General features: G+C 58.8%; 16 protein-coding genes. 2 read left to right on the plus strand and 14 right to left on the minus strand.

Features of this window, described 5'->3' with window-relative positions:
• Window positions 1-353: 353 nt before the first annotated feature.
• Genes V1587_RS05505 through hpaG form a run of 4 tightly spaced genes read right to left on the minus strand, consistent with a single transcriptional unit; the run spans window position 354 to window position 4,338 of the window.
• Entirely contained in the window at window positions 354-734 is a 381-nt protein-coding gene (locus V1587_RS05505) for a 5-carboxymethyl-2-hydroxymuconate Delta-isomerase (protein WP_395314525.1), read from the minus strand.
• A gap of 9 nt (window positions 735-743) precedes the next feature.
• A complete protein-coding gene (hpaD, locus tag V1587_RS05510) occupies window positions 744-1,595 on the minus strand; it encodes a 3,4-dihydroxyphenylacetate 2,3-dioxygenase (RefSeq protein WP_395314526.1) in 852 nt (283 codons plus the stop codon).
• A 2-nt stretch (window positions 1,596-1,597) separates the two neighbouring features.
• On the minus strand, window positions 1,598-3,064 hold the full coding sequence (gene hpaE, locus V1587_RS05515) for a 5-carboxymethyl-2-hydroxymuconate semialdehyde dehydrogenase (RefSeq protein WP_202770920.1): 1,467 nt from the start codon (window positions 3,062-3,064) through the stop codon (window positions 1,598-1,600).
• Window positions 3,061-4,338, minus strand: a complete 1,278-nt coding sequence (gene hpaG, locus V1587_RS05520) for a 4-hydroxyphenylacetate degradation bifunctional isomerase/decarboxylase (RefSeq protein WP_395314527.1) — start codon at window positions 4,336-4,338, stop codon at window positions 3,061-3,063. Before hpaG ends, hpaE begins: the two co-directional genes overlap by 4 nt.
• Window positions 4,339-4,608: 270 nt before the next feature.
• On the opposite strand from hpaG, the gene hpaR reads away from it, so the two are divergent.
• Together hpaR and tsr are read left to right on the plus strand one after the other, a co-directional pair.
• Window positions 4,609-5,049, plus strand: a complete 441-nt coding sequence (gene hpaR, locus V1587_RS05525) for a homoprotocatechuate degradation operon regulator HpaR (protein WP_023334396.1) — start codon at window positions 4,609-4,611, stop codon at window positions 5,047-5,049.
• A gap of 83 nt (window positions 5,050-5,132) precedes the next feature.
• Entirely contained in the window at window positions 5,133-6,797 is a 1,665-nt protein-coding gene (gene tsr, locus V1587_RS05530) for a methyl-accepting chemotaxis protein (protein WP_395314528.1), read from the plus strand.
• A gap of 407 nt (window positions 6,798-7,204) precedes the next feature.
• Here tsr and V1587_RS05535 read toward each other — a convergent pair whose 3' ends face one another.
• From V1587_RS05535 to opgB, 10 genes are all read right to left on the minus strand, one after another.
• A complete protein-coding gene (locus V1587_RS05535; RefSeq protein ID WP_371899459.1) occupies window positions 7,205-7,711 on the minus strand; it encodes a GNAT family N-acetyltransferase in 507 nt (168 codons plus the stop codon).
• 29 nt (window positions 7,712-7,740) lie between these two features.
• Entirely contained in the window at window positions 7,741-8,214 is a 474-nt protein-coding gene (locus tag V1587_RS05540; protein WP_371899460.1) for a hypothetical protein, read from the minus strand.
• A gap of 1 nt (window position 8,215) precedes the next feature.
• Window positions 8,216-8,956, minus strand: coding sequence for a transcriptional regulator (locus tag V1587_RS05545; RefSeq protein WP_371899461.1), 741 nt, complete (start codon window positions 8,954-8,956; stop codon window positions 8,216-8,218).
• Window positions 8,957-9,082: 126 nt separating this feature from the next.
• Window positions 9,083-10,039, minus strand: a complete 957-nt coding sequence (locus V1587_RS05550) for a spore coat U domain-containing protein (protein ID WP_252077600.1) — start codon at window positions 10,037-10,039, stop codon at window positions 9,083-9,085.
• Window positions 10,030-12,318 (minus strand): fimbria/pilus outer membrane usher protein, encoded by a 2,289-nt coding sequence (locus V1587_RS05555; protein ID WP_371899462.1) that lies wholly within the window; start codon window positions 12,316-12,318, stop codon window positions 10,030-10,032. The genes V1587_RS05550 and V1587_RS05555 overlap by 10 nt, the downstream gene beginning before the upstream one ends.
• Complete coding sequence (locus V1587_RS05560; RefSeq protein ID WP_371899463.1) at window positions 12,239-13,015, minus strand: molecular chaperone; 777 nt, start codon at window positions 13,013-13,015, stop codon at window positions 12,239-12,241. The genes V1587_RS05555 and V1587_RS05560 overlap by 80 nt, the downstream gene beginning before the upstream one ends.
• Before the next feature lie 2 nt (window positions 13,016-13,017).
• Window positions 13,018-13,512, minus strand: coding sequence for a spore coat U domain-containing protein (locus V1587_RS05565; RefSeq protein ID WP_371899464.1), 495 nt, complete (start codon window positions 13,510-13,512; stop codon window positions 13,018-13,020).
• 32 nt (window positions 13,513-13,544) lie between these two features.
• A complete protein-coding gene (locus V1587_RS05570) occupies window positions 13,545-14,087 on the minus strand; it encodes a helix-turn-helix transcriptional regulator (RefSeq protein ID WP_371899465.1) in 543 nt (180 codons plus the stop codon).
• Window positions 14,084-14,722, minus strand: a complete 639-nt coding sequence (locus V1587_RS05575; RefSeq protein ID WP_371899466.1) for an EAL domain-containing protein — start codon at window positions 14,720-14,722, stop codon at window positions 14,084-14,086. The genes V1587_RS05570 and V1587_RS05575 overlap by 4 nt, the downstream gene beginning before the upstream one ends.
• Before the next feature lie 180 nt (window positions 14,723-14,902).
• A complete protein-coding gene (gene opgB / locus V1587_RS05580) occupies window positions 14,903-17,194 on the minus strand; it encodes a phosphatidylglycerol--membrane-oligosaccharide glycerophosphotransferase (RefSeq protein ID WP_371899467.1) in 2,292 nt (763 codons plus the stop codon).
• Window positions 17,195-17,263: the final 69 nt, after the last annotated feature.

Consider the following 17,263-nt stretch of genomic DNA (forward strand, 5'->3'; position numbering starts at 1 on the left):
GGTTTTTTCTCCCTCTCCCTGTGGGAGAGGGTCGGGGTGAGGGCATCAGGCCGCAGCGATTTCCCCTCACCCTAACCCTCTCCCCATAGGGGCGAGGGGACTGGCCGTGCTGTTGTCGCCGGGTGGCGCTGCGCTTACCCGGCCTACGGTTCGGTTTTTTTCTCCCTCTCCCTGTGGGAGAGGGTCGGGGTGAGGGCATCAGGCCGCAGCGATTTCCCCTCACCCTAACCCTCTCCCCATAGGGGCGAGGGGACTGGTCGTGCTGTTGTCGCCGGGTGGCGCTGCGCTTACCCGGCCTACGTTCGGGGCCGTTGTAGGCCCGGTAAGCGCAGCGCCACCGGGCAAGCAGACGGCTACTTAAACAATGCGTGCACGTTGTTCTGTTTGTAATTGAGCGTCGGGTGCAGCTCGTCGAGCTCAAACGACAGCGCCAGGTAGCGGCTCGCCATCAGCTCCGCGAAGTGCGTTTTGATTAGCCCAAACAGCATCTCCCCCACGGCTTCCCGGCTCTCGAGGCTGCGCCCCGCGCCAATCTTCAGCGTCATATGGACAAAGGCGTAATCGTGCTTGCCGTCGGCCATCTGCCAGGTGTCCAGCCAGTGGGCGCGGCTGCGGATACCGCCGAGCGGGAAGATGCCCGTGGCGGCGAGCGCCTCGTTCACTTTGGCGAATAGCCCCGGCAGGTCGGCCTGCTGGCGGATGTTGTCGGTACATTCAGCAATAAAGTGCGGCATGGTGGCTCCTTAGGCGGGCAGCGGGAAAACGGCGTTGACCTGGCCGGTGCCGGAGCTGGCGAACAGCTCGGTGAGAAACTCCACCTTGCCGTCGTATTTGTCCCAGCCGAGCATGCCCAGCAGCATCACCGTGTCGTGCATGTTGCCCTCGCCGTAGCAGTAGTTGGCGTACTCCGGCAGCATGCTGCAGAATTCTTTGAACTGGCCCTCGCGCCACAGCTTCACCACGCGCTCGTCCATCTGGCGGTCGAACTCGCGGGTGTAGCTGTTCATCCCTTCCTCGGCGCGCTGATCGTCGATAAAGCGGTGCGACAGCGAGCCGCTAGCGAGCACCGCCACGGTGCCGTCGTATTTCTCAATGGCGCTGACGATGGCCTCGCCCAGCCTGCGGCTGTCGGCGAAGTCGTGAACCGTGCAGAACGCCGAGATGGAGACCACTTTGAAGTGCTTATCCGCGTTCATGTAGCGCATCGGCACCAGCGTGCCGTACTCGAGCTTCAGGCTCGGAATGTTGTGCGCTTTGGCGCGCACACCAAGCTTCACCGCCTCGTCGGCAATCAGCTGGCCGAGTTCCGGGTTGCCGTCGTAGTCGTAGGTCATGTCGCGGATAAAGTGCGGCAGCTCGTTGCTGGTGTAGACGCCCGCAAAATGGTCCGCACAGTTGATGTGGTACGCGCTGTTCACCAGCCAGTGGGTATCGAAGACGATAATGGTATCGACGCCCAGCTCGCGGCAGCGCTTGCTGATCTCTTTGTGTCCGTCGATGGCGCCCTGGCGGCAGCCGTGGTTTTTGCCCGGCAGCTCGGAGAGGTACATCGACGGCACGTGGGTGATTTTTGCCGCTAACGCTAATTTACCCATTTTTAGATCCCCCACTTTGGAATCGGATGGTCGCCCATGGAGATGCAGACGTTCTTCATCTCCGCGAACACCTCGAAGCTGTACTCGCCGCCCTCGCGGCCGGTGCCGGAGGCCTTCACGCCGCCAAACGGCTGGCGCAGATCGCGCACGTTCTGGGTGTTCACGAACACCATGCCCGCTTCGATATTGCGCGCCAGACGGAGCACTTTGCTGACGTCCTGGGTCCAGATGTACGACGCCAGGCCGTACTCCACGTCGTTGGCCAGGCGCAGCCCTTCCGCTTCGTCCTTGAACGGCAGCAGGCAGGCCACTGGCCCGAAGATCTCCTCCTGCGCCACGCGCATGCGGTTATCAACATCCGCCAGCACGGTCGGGCGCAGGAAGTTGCCGCCTTTCAGGTGGGCAGGCAGGTCGGTCGGTTTGTCCGGGCCGCCTGCCAGCAGGGTTGCCCCCTCTTCAATGCCGAGGCGGATGTAGCCGGAGACTTTTTCCCAGTGCTGCTTGCTGATGAGTGCGCCAATCTGGGTGTTCGGATCGGTCGGGTCGCCCACGCGCAGGCGGTTGGCGCGTTCGGCAAAACGCTTGACGAATTCCGGGTAGATGCTCTGCTGGATAAAGATGCGCGAGCCCGCGGTGCAGCGCTCGCCGTTGATGGAGAAGATGGTGAACAGGGCGGCGTCCAGCGCGCGCTCGATGTCGGCATCCTCAAAAATCAGTACCGGGGATTTGCCGCCCAGCTCCATGGAGTACTTCTTCAGCCCGGCGTTTTTCATGATGTTGCGCCCGGTGGCGGTGCCGCCGGTGAAGGAGACGGCGCGCACGTCGTGATGGCGCACCAGCGCGTCGCCTGCCGTCGCGCCGTAGCCCTGCACCACATTGAGTACGCCCGCCGGAATGCCCGCCTCCAGCGCCAGTTCGCCCAGACGGTCAGCGGTCAGCGGGGAGAGCTCGGACATCTTCAGTACTGCGGTATTACCTAACGCCAGACAGGGCGCGACCTTCCAGGTGGCGGTCATAAACGGCACGTTCCACGGCGACACCAGCGCGCAGACGCCCACCGGCTGCACCAGGGTGTAGTTGAGCATCTTGTCGTCGACCGGGTAGGTTTTGCCGTTCATCTGTTGGCACACTTCGGCGAAAAATTCGAAGTTGTGCGAGGCGCGCGGGATCAGCACGTTTTTGGTCTGGTGGATTGGCAGCCCGGTATCGGCGGTTTCCATGGCGGCGATCTCCGGCACGTTCTGGTCGATCAGATCGCCCAGACGACGCATCAGGCGCGCGCGCTCCTTCATCGGCAGGTTGGCCCACTTCGGGAACGCCTCTTTGGCGGCGGCGACGGCCTGGTGAATTTCAGCTTCGCCGCCGGAGGCGACTTCCGCTAATACCTCGCCGGAGGCCGGGTTGGTGGTGTGGAAGTACTCGCTTCCCGCGACGTTTTTACCGTTGATCCAGTGGTTAATCTTTTTCATTTTGCCGTCTCCTCACTCACAATTCGGTTCACCAGGCGTCCAACGCCTTCGACTTCCACCACCACTTCATCGCCCGGCACCACGTCGGACAGCCCCTTCGGCGTGCCGGTGGCAATCATGTCGCCCGGCTGCAGGGTCATAAAATCACTCAGGTACGCAATCAGGAACGGGATGCTGAAGATCAGATCCGCCGTGGTGCCTTCCTGGCGCAGCTCGCCGTTGACGAAGGTGCGCAGGGCGAGGTTGTGCGGGTCGGGAATGGCCTCTTTTGGCACGACGTTTGGGGAAATGGGGGTCAGCCCGTCGCGGCTTTTCACCCGCAGGTTCGGGCGGTAGTAGTTTTCCAGGTAGTCGCGGATGGCGTAGTCGTTGCAGACCGTATAGCCCGCAACATAGTCCATCGCCTCGGCTTCGCTCACCTTACGGGCTGTTTTGCCGATGACCACCACCAGCTCCGCTTCATAGTGCATGTACTCGACGTTGTTCGGGCGCACCGATGTCTGGTTGTCGCCGTTGAAGGTGTTCGGCGCTTTGATAAAGACCAGCGGCTCGGTGGGCGGCTTGAAGTCCAGCTCGCTGGCGTGATCGGCATAGTTCAGACCGAGGGCAAACAGCGTGGCGTGCGGCGGCGTGCGGTGCGTGCTAGCGACGTCGCGCTCATCCACCACCGGGTTTTCCAGCGGCGGGAAGCCTTCCGCCAGGATACGCACCCGATCGCCCGGACGGATCTCAACGCGGCTGTGCGGGGTACCGAGCAATATCGCGTCGCCGGGATTAAGGGTGGCGAACTCGCTCAGGGCGCTCAGCAGTTCGGCGGCGCTGCGCTGCAGATCGGCGGTGTTCCAGTGGTCCGCTTCGCGGCCGTTAATCTCGGTGATGATCGTCAGGTTATCCACGTTATCAACGGCGGCAAGTTCGCCCAGCGGGCAAAATCCGTCCCGGCATTTGGCCTTGATGGCCGGGCGGTAGAAGCTCTCTTCCGGCAGGCTCACCTCGTTGGCGAGCGCGTATCCCGCAATGTACGCGGCGGCGTCCTCGACGCGCACTTTGCTCGCGGTTTTGCCCACCACCAGCGCCACCGTGGCGCCGCTCAGCACCGTTTCCCCCTGCGGGAACGGAATGGGGTCGCCTGCACGGATCACCGTATTATGCGGTTTGATAAACCACACCGCCGTTTTCGGTGGCGTGTTGTAGGGGGCTTTTTCAAACGCCTCGCGCCAGGCTTCGCGCTGGCTTCGATGGTTGAGAGCGACGGCAAAAACGGTACCTTTCATTCATATACTCCTCATCCCGTTAGTACGGGTTATGATTTCGTTAATATGTTAATGATCTGGTTTTATGCTTTTGCTGTTTATTTCGCAATCAGAAGTGAAAAATTTGTGATATGAATAACAATAAATTTACATATTGGTTTTTATTTATATTTAAATCAGTTGGTTAATAAAAATGAATGGTTTCTGTTAGACTTTTTGACGGAAAACATGTTGTTTATAAAAGCATCTTTTGGTGATTGTTTACTTGTTAATGACTAGCGGGGAGAAGCTATGCATGATTCATTAACCATCGCGCTGCTGCAGGCGCGGGAAGCGGCAATGTCGTACTTCCGCCCGATCGTGAAGCGCCATAACCTGACCGAGCAGCAGTGGCGCATCGTGCGCGTGCTGGCTGAACATCCGTCGATGGATTTTCACGATCTGGCGTTTCGCACCTGCATCCTGCGCCCGAGCCTGACGGGCATTTTGACGCGCATGGAGCGTGACGGCCTGGTGCTGCGCTTAAAGCCGGTGAACGACCAGCGCAAGCTGTACGTGTCGCTGACCAAAGAGGGGAATGCGCTGTATGAACACGCCCAGGCGCAGGTCGAAGAGGCGTATCAGCAAATTGAGGCGGAGTACACGCCGGAGAAGATGAAACAGCTAACGGCGCTGCTGGAAGAGTTTATTGAACTCGGAAACCGGCATAACGCAGCGCGGGAAGAAGAGTAAAAACCACAAATTCCAGGATGAATTTCGTAAAGTTTTCCCTTTCCAGGCCGAAAATTCTGTATCTGTCTGAGGAAAGAGAAAACATGTTAAACCGTATCAAGATTGTCACCAGCTTAATGCTGGTTTTAGCGATATTTGGCCTTTTACAACTCACATCCGGTGGTCTTTTCTTTAATGCCCTTAAGAATGACAAAGAGAATTTCACCGTCCTGCAAACCATTCGCCAGCAACAATCCACGCTGAACGCCAGCTGGGTAGCGTTGCTGCAAACCCGTAATACCCTGAACCGCGCGGGTATCCGCTACATGATGGATCAGAGCAATATCGGCAGCGGCGCGACCGTGAACGATTTGATGCAAATTGCCTCTGCGTCTCTGAAACAGGCGGAAAAAAACTGGGCTGCCTACGAAGCCCTGCCGCGCGATCCGCGTCAAAGCGATGCGGATGCCATGGAGATCAAGCGTAACTATGATATTTACCACGGTGCGCTGGCGGAGCTGATTCAGCTGCTGGGCGCGGGCAAAATCAACGCCTTCTTCGACCAGCCGACCCAGAGCTATCAGGACGGTTTTGAGAAGCAGTACGTGAGCTACCTGCAGCAGAACGACAAGCTTTATCAAACGGCGGTTGAAGACAGCAACAGCTCCTTCAGCCAGGCTATCTGGGTGCTGATCAGCGTCCTGATTGCCGTGCTGGTGGTGATCGTGGCCGTCTGGCTGAACATCAAGCAGACGCTGATTTCTCCGCTGAATCGTCTGATCGACAACATTCGCCATATCGCCAGCGGCGACCTGGTGAAGCGCATTGAGGTTCAGGGCACCAACGAGATGGGTGAACTGGCCGACTCGCTGCGCCATATGCAGGGCGAGCTGGTGCGTACCGTTGGCGACGTGCGTAACGGCGCGAACGCTATCTACAGCGGCGCGAGCGAAATTGCGATGGGCAATAACGACCTCTCCTCCCGTACTGAACAGCAGGCCGCTTCCCTGGAAGAGACAGCTGCCAGCATGGAGCAGCTGACGGCGACCGTTAAGCAGAACGCCGAAAACGCCCGTCAGGCGAGCCATCTTGCCCTGAGCGCCTCCGAAACCGCGCAGAAAGGCGGCAAAGTGGTGGATAACGTGGTGCAGACCATGCGCGATATCGCGGGCAGTTCGCAGAAAATTGCCGACATTATCAGCGTGATCGACGGCATTGCTTTCCAGACCAACATCCTGGCACTGAACGCGGCGGTAGAAGCGGCGCGTGCGGGCGAGCAGGGCCGCGGTTTTGCGGTGGTAGCAGGTGAAGTGCGTAACCTGGCCCAGCGCAGCGCCCAGGCGGCACGCGAGATCAAGAGCCTGATTGAAGACTCCGTGGGTCGCGTGGAAGTGGGTTCAACGCTGGTCGAAAGCGCCGGTGAAACCATGGGTGAGATCGTGAATGCGGTTACCCGCGTCACGGACATCATGGGTGAAATCGCCTCTGCGTCTGACGAGCAGAGCCGCGGTATCGACCAGGTTGGTCTGGCGGTGGCAGAGATGGATCGCGTGACCCAGCAGAACGCCTCGCTGGTAGAGGAATCTGCCGCAGCGGCAGCCGCACTGGAAGAGCAGGCAAGCCGTCTGACTCAGGCCGTGGCGGTGTTCCGCATTCAGCAGGAGCAGATGAAAGCCCGCGAATTCGCTTCTGCGAAAACCGTTGCAGCACCGGCGTTGGCGCGTAAAACGGTTACCGCTGATGCAGGTGATAACTGGGAAACCTTTTAACGCCGTGTGTTGTGCCGGGTGACGGCTACGCCTTACCCGGCCTACGGTTCGTGGTTTTGCCGGGTGACGGCTACGCCTTACCCGACCTACGGTTCGTGGTTTTGCCGGGTGACGGCTACGCCTTACCCGGCCTACGGTTCGTGGTTTTGCCGGGTGACGGCTACGCCTTACCCGACCTACGGTTCGTGGTTTTGCCGGGTGACGGCTACGCCTTACCCGGCCTACGGTTCGTGGTTTTGCCGGGTGACGGCTACGCCTTACCCGGCCTACGGTTCGTGGTTTTGCCGGGTGACGGCTGCGCCTTACCCGGCCTACGGTTCGTGGTTGTGCCGGGTGGCGGCTGCGCCTTACCCGGCCTACGGTTCAGGGTTTTGTAGGCCCGGTAAGCGCAGCGCCACCGGGCGATATTACAGAGGCAGGCGCATGGCGCAGCGCGTTTCATACGCGAAACCGTGCGCTGTCTCTTCTTCCCTTTTCTGACGCAGTTCAGGCGTCAGCGTCGTCATTTTTTCAAACCCCAGCCGCGCATAGAACGGCGCATTCCACGGGACGTCCCTGAACGTCGTCAACGTCAGCGCTGTCAGCCCCCTGTTACGCGCATGGTCTGCCACGCGGGCGATGAGCTGCCTGCCGATCCCTTTTCCCTGCCAGTTCAGATCAACCGAGAGTTCGACAATAAACAGCGATGACGGATGGGTTTCAGCAAGGATAAACCCGACGGGCTGGTCGTTCGCCAGCGCCAGCCAGCTTAGCCCGCGTTCGACATAGCCGAGGTGTTGCTCAGCGGAAATGACCTCGCCATCGGCAAGCCAGGCGAGTTCCGGGACGTCACGGAAGCGCCCGGCCGCCGCGCGTTCAATGGCGGACAGGGCGGCAACGTCTTTGAGGGTGGTGGGGCGAATGCGAATATTCATGGCGGCAAGTATAGCCTGACCCGTCGACATTATTCCGAGCAGATCAGCACCGGCGAATAGAAATTGCTGATCACCAGCGCGTCTTCCGGCGTGCGTTCGATCGTCAGAAGCCTTTTATTGCCCAGCGTCAGGCCGGCAACGTATTTTTCAAAGACCCCGGGCGGCATGGCGTCATGGCTAAAACGCTCCACTTTTTGAATAACGATCTCATACAGTTCGCCTTCCACGTGACGCCATTTAAACATCTCCTGGCGGGAAACCTCCCAGCTTCGCGGGGCATTCACTACATTGCCGTTAACCGTGATGTACCCCGTTTTGTCGGGATGAAAACGCATAATGATCTCACCGTCAAAGGTGAAATCGTGGCTGTCGCGCCGGTCGGAGAAGGTCAGGTTTCCGTCGCAGGCCACCGACAGCGGGGGCGTGTGAAAGTACCATGCCAGCACGGTGCCGAGCAGCAGCAGGTTGAGGATCAGAATTAGCCAAATTTTTTTGTGTCTCATATCACCACTCGTAATAGTAAAGCGTACGACAGGCGCTGGCTTTACCCTGCGTGAGGGAGCATTGGGAGAGCACCAGCCGCCCTTCGTGGCCGTAGAACAGCGTTCTCTGAATGTGCATGTAGAAAATCGAGTTTTTCAGGCACGGAAGATGGCCGTCCTTCTGAAGCGTTTGCGCCAGCGTAATCGCCTTCCCGTGAAACACGTCCGCCAGCGGCGTAAAGGTGTAGACCGGACAGGTGCCGATATGCGTCAGCAGATGGATCTCCCTCTGTGAATTTTCTGGCTTGATCAGCGCGATCCAGAGGCATAGCGCAACGACGAACAGCGTGAGCGCGCCGCAGAACAGCCATTCCGGACGAACGCGCCATGCAGGTTTTGCCGTTTCGGCGGTCGGCGGGGCCTCCTCCAGCGGAGTGACCGTGACGTCCGCGCTGAGCATAAAGCCCGTTTTCGGTACGGTAACGATAAAGAGCTCGTCGGGAAGCAGGGTCGCCAGCATCTTGCGCAGAATGCTGATGTACTGGTTTAAGGAGTTGTTAGACCCCTGGAGCCCTCGGCGATCCCAAACTTCCTGGAGAAAGGTTTCCCGTTCAACCACGTTCCCATGATGCTGAACCAGCAGCCTCATGATGGTATTGGCCGTACAGGTGAGGAGCTGCGCATCCTCATCCGGCGCATTGATAAGAGAAACAGATCCGTCCTCGTCGTTATAGACGATGGCGTCAGCAAGCAGGTATTTCATAAGTTCTTGTAATAAAAACAGAGATAACGAATAAAAAGAGAAGGTTTACACCTTCCGGGCAGCACTGCTGGCTATTTTAACGCCACTGTTACCGATAACATTGATCCAGACAGGATTTTGGGTGGTTTAATAAGTCAGCGTGATAATCACGTCATCAATAAATTCCCCGGTACCGGTTAGCGGCTGCGCCGGAACCTCGCCGTATACGGTGTAGTTCTGGGTGCCGCCTTCGGGATTCGTGACCTGCAGCGCATCGCCGCTGCTTTGATCTCCCCAGCGTTGCGTGGCCGCCTCATCCTGCCAGAGCCCGTAGCGCAGGCACTGGCCCTCGCTGTTGCAGAGCTGCCGCTGGTTACCGCTGGCATGGTTGCCTTTGCCCATGGCAAGGGTGAACGCGGTTCCGGCCGGACAGCGTGTGGTAAGGGTGGCGGTAGATCGCGTCGGGCGCAGGGTAGCGGTGCTGGTCAGGGTGCCGAAGTTAAGGGGCGTCACGCGCTCGATGTAGCATCCCTGGCTGATTTCGGCCTGCGCGCTGGTGCCGCCCTGCACCTGCTCCCCCTCTGCCGAACCGTCCGAGCAGTTTTGCAGGGCATCCTGACGCAGGGCGCTGTGCCAGGCGATGCGCAGATTCATGTTGTAGTTGTAATAGTGGTAGGCCGGAAGCTGGCTTTGCCCTGCCGGAATGGTGGCGATAAGCGGAAAGGTACCGCTGACGTTGGCATTGCTTTCCGCGGCCAGGGTTTGCTGAATCAAGTTCCCGCTGCTGGCAGGCCCCAGCTCCTGAGATCGCGCTGCGCCGTTAAGCAGGCGGAAGAGGAGGGTGTACTGTTTCCCCTCCTGATCCCCCGGCGAGATCATCTCAAAGGGCGGGGCGTCTACGCTGCTCAGACAGACGTTGAGATATTCCGTCCTGCCCTCGTTGTCGGCCTGGCAGCTAAATTTGACCTCGGTGTTGACGGAGGTGGTATTGCCCGCCACGACGTTGCCAAAGTTAATGGCGGGCATGGAGGTTATCCAGCAGGCTGCCGCCATCGCCTTCACGGACAGGACGAGCAGCAATAATAACGGCGCTCTTAATGACACAATTGTTCTCCGATATTCTGTATAGATGACGCGGTACGGGGCGCCGGAAGCGTGACCCGGCACTCTCCCTCACCAGTTTTCACCACCAGTTCACCCGGCAGAGGCGGATCTTCAAGCCAGATAAAGCCGTCGCGTCCAACGATGGTGGCGCCCTGCGGCGTTGACACGACGCTGCCCAGCGGGAGCGGCCTGCGGCGGCTGTCGACCAGCCGGGCCTGAACCGTGACGGCGTGATGGACGTTGAAATCGACCTTCACCGCGCTGCTGTTGCCCGGCCTGGCATGCATGTCGGTGACGGGGGCGATCACATCGGCAGGCAGGTCGAGCGGGTTAATGCTGACTTTGCTGTTGTGGTAACGCGGCAGGTCGGTCAGCAGGAGATAACCGTCCTCATCCGTTTCACCGGCCGGGCGGTTTTCCAGCATCACCGGTACGTGCCCAACGCCGTGCGTGGACACCAGCGCCATGCCCTGCTGGATGTAGCGCAGCGCGTGCAGGCTGCCGTCCAGCAGCGTCAGGCTGCCTTCGGCGGAGGCGTACTGGTTGCCCTGGCTGGCACCTTGCTGCAGCCCAACGTGCCATTCGCCCGCTCGGCCCAGATAGCCTACGTCCGCATATCTTTCACGTCGTTCGCCAAAGCCCTGGCCCAGCTCCCATGACCAGCCGCCGGTCTCGTCGTCCGGCTGGTGACGGTAATCCATGCGCGGCGTATCCCGGCTGGCCTGAACGGAGAGCGTGTCCTCGCGACCCAATGGGACGGAAAGCAGCAGCTGAACGTGACTCGACGCATCCGTAAACGAGCGGGTATAGCTTAGCGTGGAGGAGATGTGTGCCGGCAGCGACACCGACCATGAGGCGTTGAGATAGCGCTCTGTACTGCCCTGAATGTTCTGCTGTACCCAGCCCGCGCCCACGGTGCCGAAGTGGGGGACGGACTGGCTTACCCACACGCTGTCGCTGCGTCTGACGGGCGCGGCACCGCTCATGCGGGCGTTGTCGGCGAAATCCGCCTCGGCACGGACGGTGCTGGCTGAAATGCCCGTTCCTCTGCCGTTCCACTGCCAGCCGAGCCCCCACTGAACGCCCCGACCGTAAGGGCTGTCGCTCACGGCAACGTGCTGACTGACCACCCCTACGGCAGGAGAGACCAGCCAGTCAGCGCCCGTGCCCACGTTGCGCAGCCTGCGCTGCTGTTCCGTATGCAGCGCCAGCGTCAGGTGATTATTCACCCCATAGCGCCAGCCCGCGTCCAGCAGCGGCGAGGCGGCATAGTCGTCGGAGTGCAGGGCGTAGTTTTCCCGCATCCAGCCAATGTCCAGCGAGCCGCTGCTGAGCCCTTCCGCCAGCATGCCCGGCGCGCCGTAGAGATCGAGCTGTACGGTGCGACGCTGGCCGTTGATATCGGTAATGACGACCTGCGCCTGCCCGCTTCCGGTGAAGGAGGGCAGGGTATCCAGCAGAAAGTCCCCCGGCGTGACGCGCTGGCTGCTCTGCTTAAGGCCGTCGATATACAAATCGACCGTGGAAGGCAGCACGGCCGTGTCGCTGTAGCGGCTACGCGGTTCGGTATTGAGCTGGGGATTGAGCTCAAAGTTACGTGCCCAGTGGAGCCCGCCAAAGCGCACCTGTCGGCTCCAGCGGGTGCCGGTGGTGACGCTGTCGCCCAGCGCCAGCGTGGTCAGCGAGTCGGTATTGTCCCACTGCCAGCGGGTTTCGAGACGGGTGTGGGTCGGTCGACCGGCGCTGTTTTCCTCCCCGGCATGGCTTGAAAAACTGCTGCTGAACGTTCCGGGCAGCCCTCCGGAGGCGGTCAGCATGGTCTGGGCGTTAAGCTGGCGCTTCCCCTGCGCGTCGCTGGCGTAGAGCGCGTATCCGAGCGTATACGCGCTGACGGGCTGCGCATCAGGATAGCGGTACATCGGCGTGGGCCTTGAGACGGTCAGATGCTGCTGGCCCTCGAGCGCCTCTGCCTCTGCGGTAATCGACACCTGCTGGGAAAGCACGTCGAGATTGACCTTCAGGCCTGGCAGGGAGTTCAGCTCAACCCACTCGGTTCGATCGTCCGGGGCGTGAAGCCCCAGCTTTTTCATGTCGCTGCGGCTTATCCATAGCGCATTATCCACCACCCGGCAGGCCCAGAGCTCGCCTCGCGGGGCGTGGTTCACGGTAATGGCCAGCCATTGTACGGTGTCGGCGGGTTCAGTCCGGGCTGACAGCATGAGCGGTAGCCAAAACAGGAGCGCGAGAAGCGAGCGGGCGCAAGGGTATCTGGCTGGCATGGTGGTCATCATTGAGATAGACGCGCAGCGTGCTGAGCGCGTGTCGTGAGGGCTGCTTGAGCGATAAAAGGGCGGTGTGTCCCGGGAGCACATAGCCCGCCAGGCCTTTAATCGACCCTACAACCTGCCCATCGGCCGTCAGGGCCTCAAGGTGGCTCAGGCGGATGTGGCGGTTTCCAGCGTTAAAGCAGCGGAGGGTGGCCGGTATGTCTGCCTGCTCACAGCTCAGGGCATCGTGGCTGACGGGCGCGTTCTGGTTCCCGGCAATAAACACCGGAATCGAGTAGCGCAGCAGGAAGTGCACCGCGGAGGGGTTGGCGGCACGGGACGCGGCGTCCGGCAGTTCGTCAATAACCAGCCGGTAACTTTGTTCCTGTGCACGGATGCCGGGCTGCATGACGATAATGCGCACCAGCTGCTGCTGGCCCGGCGCCAGTGATGTCATCGCCGGGCTGCTGACCACCTCCCCGGTGGCCACCAGAACATCTTTATCGTTTTTTTGCGTCCATTCGTAAACCCGAATCTGCGCATGGATGGCCGCTTTCCCACTGTTAGTGAGATAGACCGCCGCTGCCCGCTGATCGCTCTGCAGGTCGAGCGTTACCGGGGCCACCTGAAGCGTGGCGGCCAGCGCGTAGCGCGACAGCAGCGCCAGCATCATGAGCCACAGAATGAAGCAGGGAAGGTAGCGACGCACGATCAGTACTCCAGTTTTAACGTGATATCGTCGCTGTAGGCACCGGCCTGGGCGGTTGTCAGGGCCCCGGCGTCAATGACGCCATACAGCGTTTCCTCCTGTTCCGCACCGTTGCCGGTATCGTCCAGGCCATTCGTGCCGGTGATTTGCGTCTGCTTGCCTTCGTCGGCAAAGAGTTTCCACGCAATCTTCTGCGCGCCCGTTTCGCCGTTTTCCGGCTTCAGCCAGAAGGTACCGTTTTCGCCGTCGTTGCTGGTGGCGGTGAGGGTGAAAGGCGTGCCGTTGGTACAGACGATGTCGACCTGCGTTTTGGCCTGGATTTCGCTCGACTCATCGGAGCCGTGACGCGAGAAGTTGAGGTCGTTGGCTTTGAGGGTGCATGACTTCACGACCTCAAGTGATACGTGCATCGTCGCGCTTGCTGTACTGTCTGCGGCAATCGCGGCAGCAGGAAGCAGGAGGGCGGAACAGCATACGGCAGTGGTGATAATTTTCATGATCTTATTTCCTGACGTGAGTAACAGTGCAATTACAAAGAGAATGACTGAGCGTCGAGCAGGCAGAGTTTTCGATAAAATTCCGCCAGGCTGTGGCAGCAAAATTTGTTCATCGCGTTACGCTTGTGGGTGTAGATCGTTTTAGGGGACTTATTCATAATTTTTGCGATGCGAACCGGACTGAACCCTTTATGGAGCAACATGCAAACCCGCTTCTCCTGATACGAGAGCGTGGCGGCGTTTTCGAAGGCGAATGTCGTGTCGCTAAAACAGTGGCTTAGCTGTGCAAAAGAGAGGTTGTCCGCGACGACTCGAACCTGCTCGTTGCGCAGACAGGCGTGAACGTCGCAGACTCGCCCGGCATCCGTAAATACCAGCCAGTTCTCTCCGACGTGCGTATTGAGCAGCCGTTCCTGCAGGCGCAAAAGCCCTTCCGGATTAACGTCATTGATCCAATACATCTCCGGGCGAGGGGTAACAGACATCGAGATTATCGACGTGAGGCCAAGCCATAAAAAAGTATTCCCGCTCAGAACGATAACCTGATAGCCAGCATTCGGAATGAAGGGGGTCATTTTCTCCCCCACAGATAGCCCTGGCCGTAATCGGCCGCGCTGGCGCGGGCCAGCGCGAAATCACCCGCGGTTTCGATGCCTTCGATCAGCACCTTGCTGGCGACGCGCTTGCACTGACGGGTGAGATGCAGAAACTTCGCCTGCTCGGTCCGTCCGTTCCAGAAGGTATGTTTGTCAATTTTGATGCCGCAGAAGCGGATCTGGCTGGTCAGAAGGTCGGGAAGAAGGTCTTCGCAGACATCGTCTGCCCACACTTCTATCCCCCACTGATGGAGCGTCGCGATGCATTTTTGCAGCACCCGGCTTTGCGTATCGTCGAGTTGGACCATCGTATGGAGATCGGTGATCTCGATAGCCAGCCTCTCCGGGCACGGGGTTTCTTCTTTTAGCCTGTCGAGGAAGTCCGTTTCCAGCAGTAAATCCGATGTCGCATTGAGATAATACTTGTCGCCATCCTTGCAAAACATGGCGTGACGAAGCTGCGCAAAGAAGTGCGCTTTACGCTGCGTCGCGGGCATTGAGCCAAAGTAATCTTCAAGATTGACGTTGGGCTTTGCTGTGGACAATACCTCCCAGGCAATCACATTTTCACTGCGCAGTGCCCGGATGGATTCGAACTTATAGCCGGTTAGCATGATAAAAGTGCGTAACGCTCCGTGGTGACTTCAGGAGCTGCACATTTTATGGATTTGGTTTTTGGCGGGATATTTATAGATAAAAATGGCTTATATAAAGTGTTTTTATCTAATTTATAAGCGATATATAGGATTATTTATTTTCATAAGCGCCCGGCAGAACGCCGGGCGCGACGCGTATTAGCCCGCTTTGCTGACGATTTTGATTTCAACCATGCCGATCCCGAGCTCACGCGGTGAGTGCCCAAGGATGTTCCCCTCGTTCGTGGACTGCGGGTCCGGCGGCACGATCACCAGGGTATTGCTGCGCGAAGGATTCTCAAAATGCAGCGTGTGCGTGCTCACGTCCTTTCCAAGCGTTAACGTCTGCTCCCGATCCCCCACGCGCACGGGGACGGGCTTGTTAGCATTCGGCCCATAGGCCCTGGCGGTGATTACCAGGTCGAACTGTTCCGGCAGGGGATGGGTGTACTCAATTTTCACCTCATTGCCCAACTGCGCGTTGGACCAGCGCCCCCAGGACTCCGGCCGCGAGATGCCGCTAAACTGCTTCACTTCTTCCGGCGCGCCGGCCACGTTAAAGATAAAGCTGTCCGCTTTGTAGCGAATATCGTTGTCGACGATCTTCAGCATGTCGACGTTACGCTGATAGCGCGCGGTATCAATCACCGTATCGTTAAACGCGGTTTTGCCTTTCCAATTTGCCTTATCCACGTGCTGGACGGTTTGCTCCCCGCCGAGCTGGCCCTGAGAAACGCACCAGTCGGTAGAGAGCGCCAGCGGCTGCGACCAGAGCTGGCCCATTTTGTAGCACCGATCAATCCAGACGAAGTTATCGCGTGGTGCGAAATCGGCCAGCTGATAGCGCAGCGGCGCGGAATATTCGCTTTCTGGCAGCGGCTCAACGCGACCCTCCGATACGCGTACCAGCAGCGGCAGGCGGAAGTTGCTGCCCGAGAAGGCAATGGTGTTTTTATCCCGATCGATTGTGAAGTCCTTCATCTCTTTCGGGAAGTTCCACAGGCGGATAATGTCTGGCTTCCAGGCGAGGATTTTATCCTTCATGTTGAGGAACACTTCCGACAGGGACTGCCCCGACAGCGTGCTGCGGCCAAGGCCAATAAAGTTGTCGCCGCCCAGAATGTCCAGCACGGTGGCGCCGTTATCCATGGAGTTGCGTTTGGTGGCGATCTCCTCCTGCTGCGGCTGGTCGCCGCGCAGGACGAAGAACAGATTGCTGCGATCCTGCTTGTTGAGCTGCTCCCAGGCGCTGTTTTTCATCGCCAGATGGTCAGACGAAACGACGATGACGGTGTTTTTAAAATATGGCGAGGCTTTGATTTTCTCGACCAGCGCGGCAATGTGCTCCTGGCTGCAGGTGACGGCGCTGAACGATTTGTTGTTTTTGCCATCAACGTCATAGCTTTTGCGCTTGCAGGTGCGCGAGACAAATCCGTCCGGATGATGGGTGTCCACCGTCAGCGCAAAGAGGGAGAAACGCTTGCCCGCGCGGGAAAGTTCCTCGAATTTCTTCCAGGTTTCGTCGAGTACCGTATCGTCATAGAAGCCCCAGTCATTGCGGTAGCTCGGATCGGCAACCGTCGTTTTTAACTCTTCTGAGCCATACAGGTGATCAAAACCGTGGGATTTCAGGAACACATCTTTTCCGGCGAAGCGCAGGTTTGCCCCCTGCACAAAATAGTTTTCGTAGCCGGAGTTTTTCAGGATATCGCCGAGGCAAATATTCTGCGGGAAGAAGGTGGACATCGAGGCTGAGGCGTTACCTTCAAAAGGCGCGAACAGCGGGATACCACACTGGGAGGCAACCATCCCGGCAATCGTGTAATCCGTACCGGGCAGCTGCATGGTGTGGCTGAAATCGAGACCTTCATTTTTCAGCGCACCCAGGTCCGGCGTCAGGTTCGGGAACGCATCGTTATCAAAGTACGTCCGTTCCAGGCTTTCACCATATATGTAGACCAGATTGAGCTTCGGGTTGGCGATCGTTTTCGACGGTTCTTTGTAGTAAGCCGCGAAATCAGGATCGCCGTCGCGCGACTGGGACTTCACCAGCTCGGTGATCTGATGGAACGCCGGGCTGGCATCGACGGAGGCCAGCGCCAGGAATAACGCCAGCAGGCTGTAGCCATGATGATGCGGATGATGGCGACGTCGACGCAGCACCCAGGCCAGTGCGCCAAAAATCGTCACCAGCGCGACGATAAGGCCGAGCCCCGGCAGAATGTACTTGCCCACACCCGCGCCCGTCAGGCTGTTCGTCAGCGTGTAGAGTACCGCATCGTTAATACCGTCACCGGTAAAGTAATCGCTGGCGTATAAGGTAATGTTTAAAATAATAAAAATGCCGAGCACCACCAGCGTGGCGATAAACCACCAGGTGTGACGGCCGGCTTTTAGGGCGTAAACGCCGACAGAAGCCAGAAAAAGGATAAGAGACATGATTTCAGACAACAGCATATCCTCGTGACGCCAGATGCTTCGCTGGCTAACTGTTTATTTTTTGGGTCATACAATGTAATT

It is taken from the genome of Enterobacter sp. ECC-249 (assembly GCF_043965265.1).
In the GTDB taxonomy this organism is placed as follows: Bacteria; Pseudomonadota; Gammaproteobacteria; order Enterobacterales; family Enterobacteriaceae; genus Enterobacter; species Enterobacter quasiroggenkampii.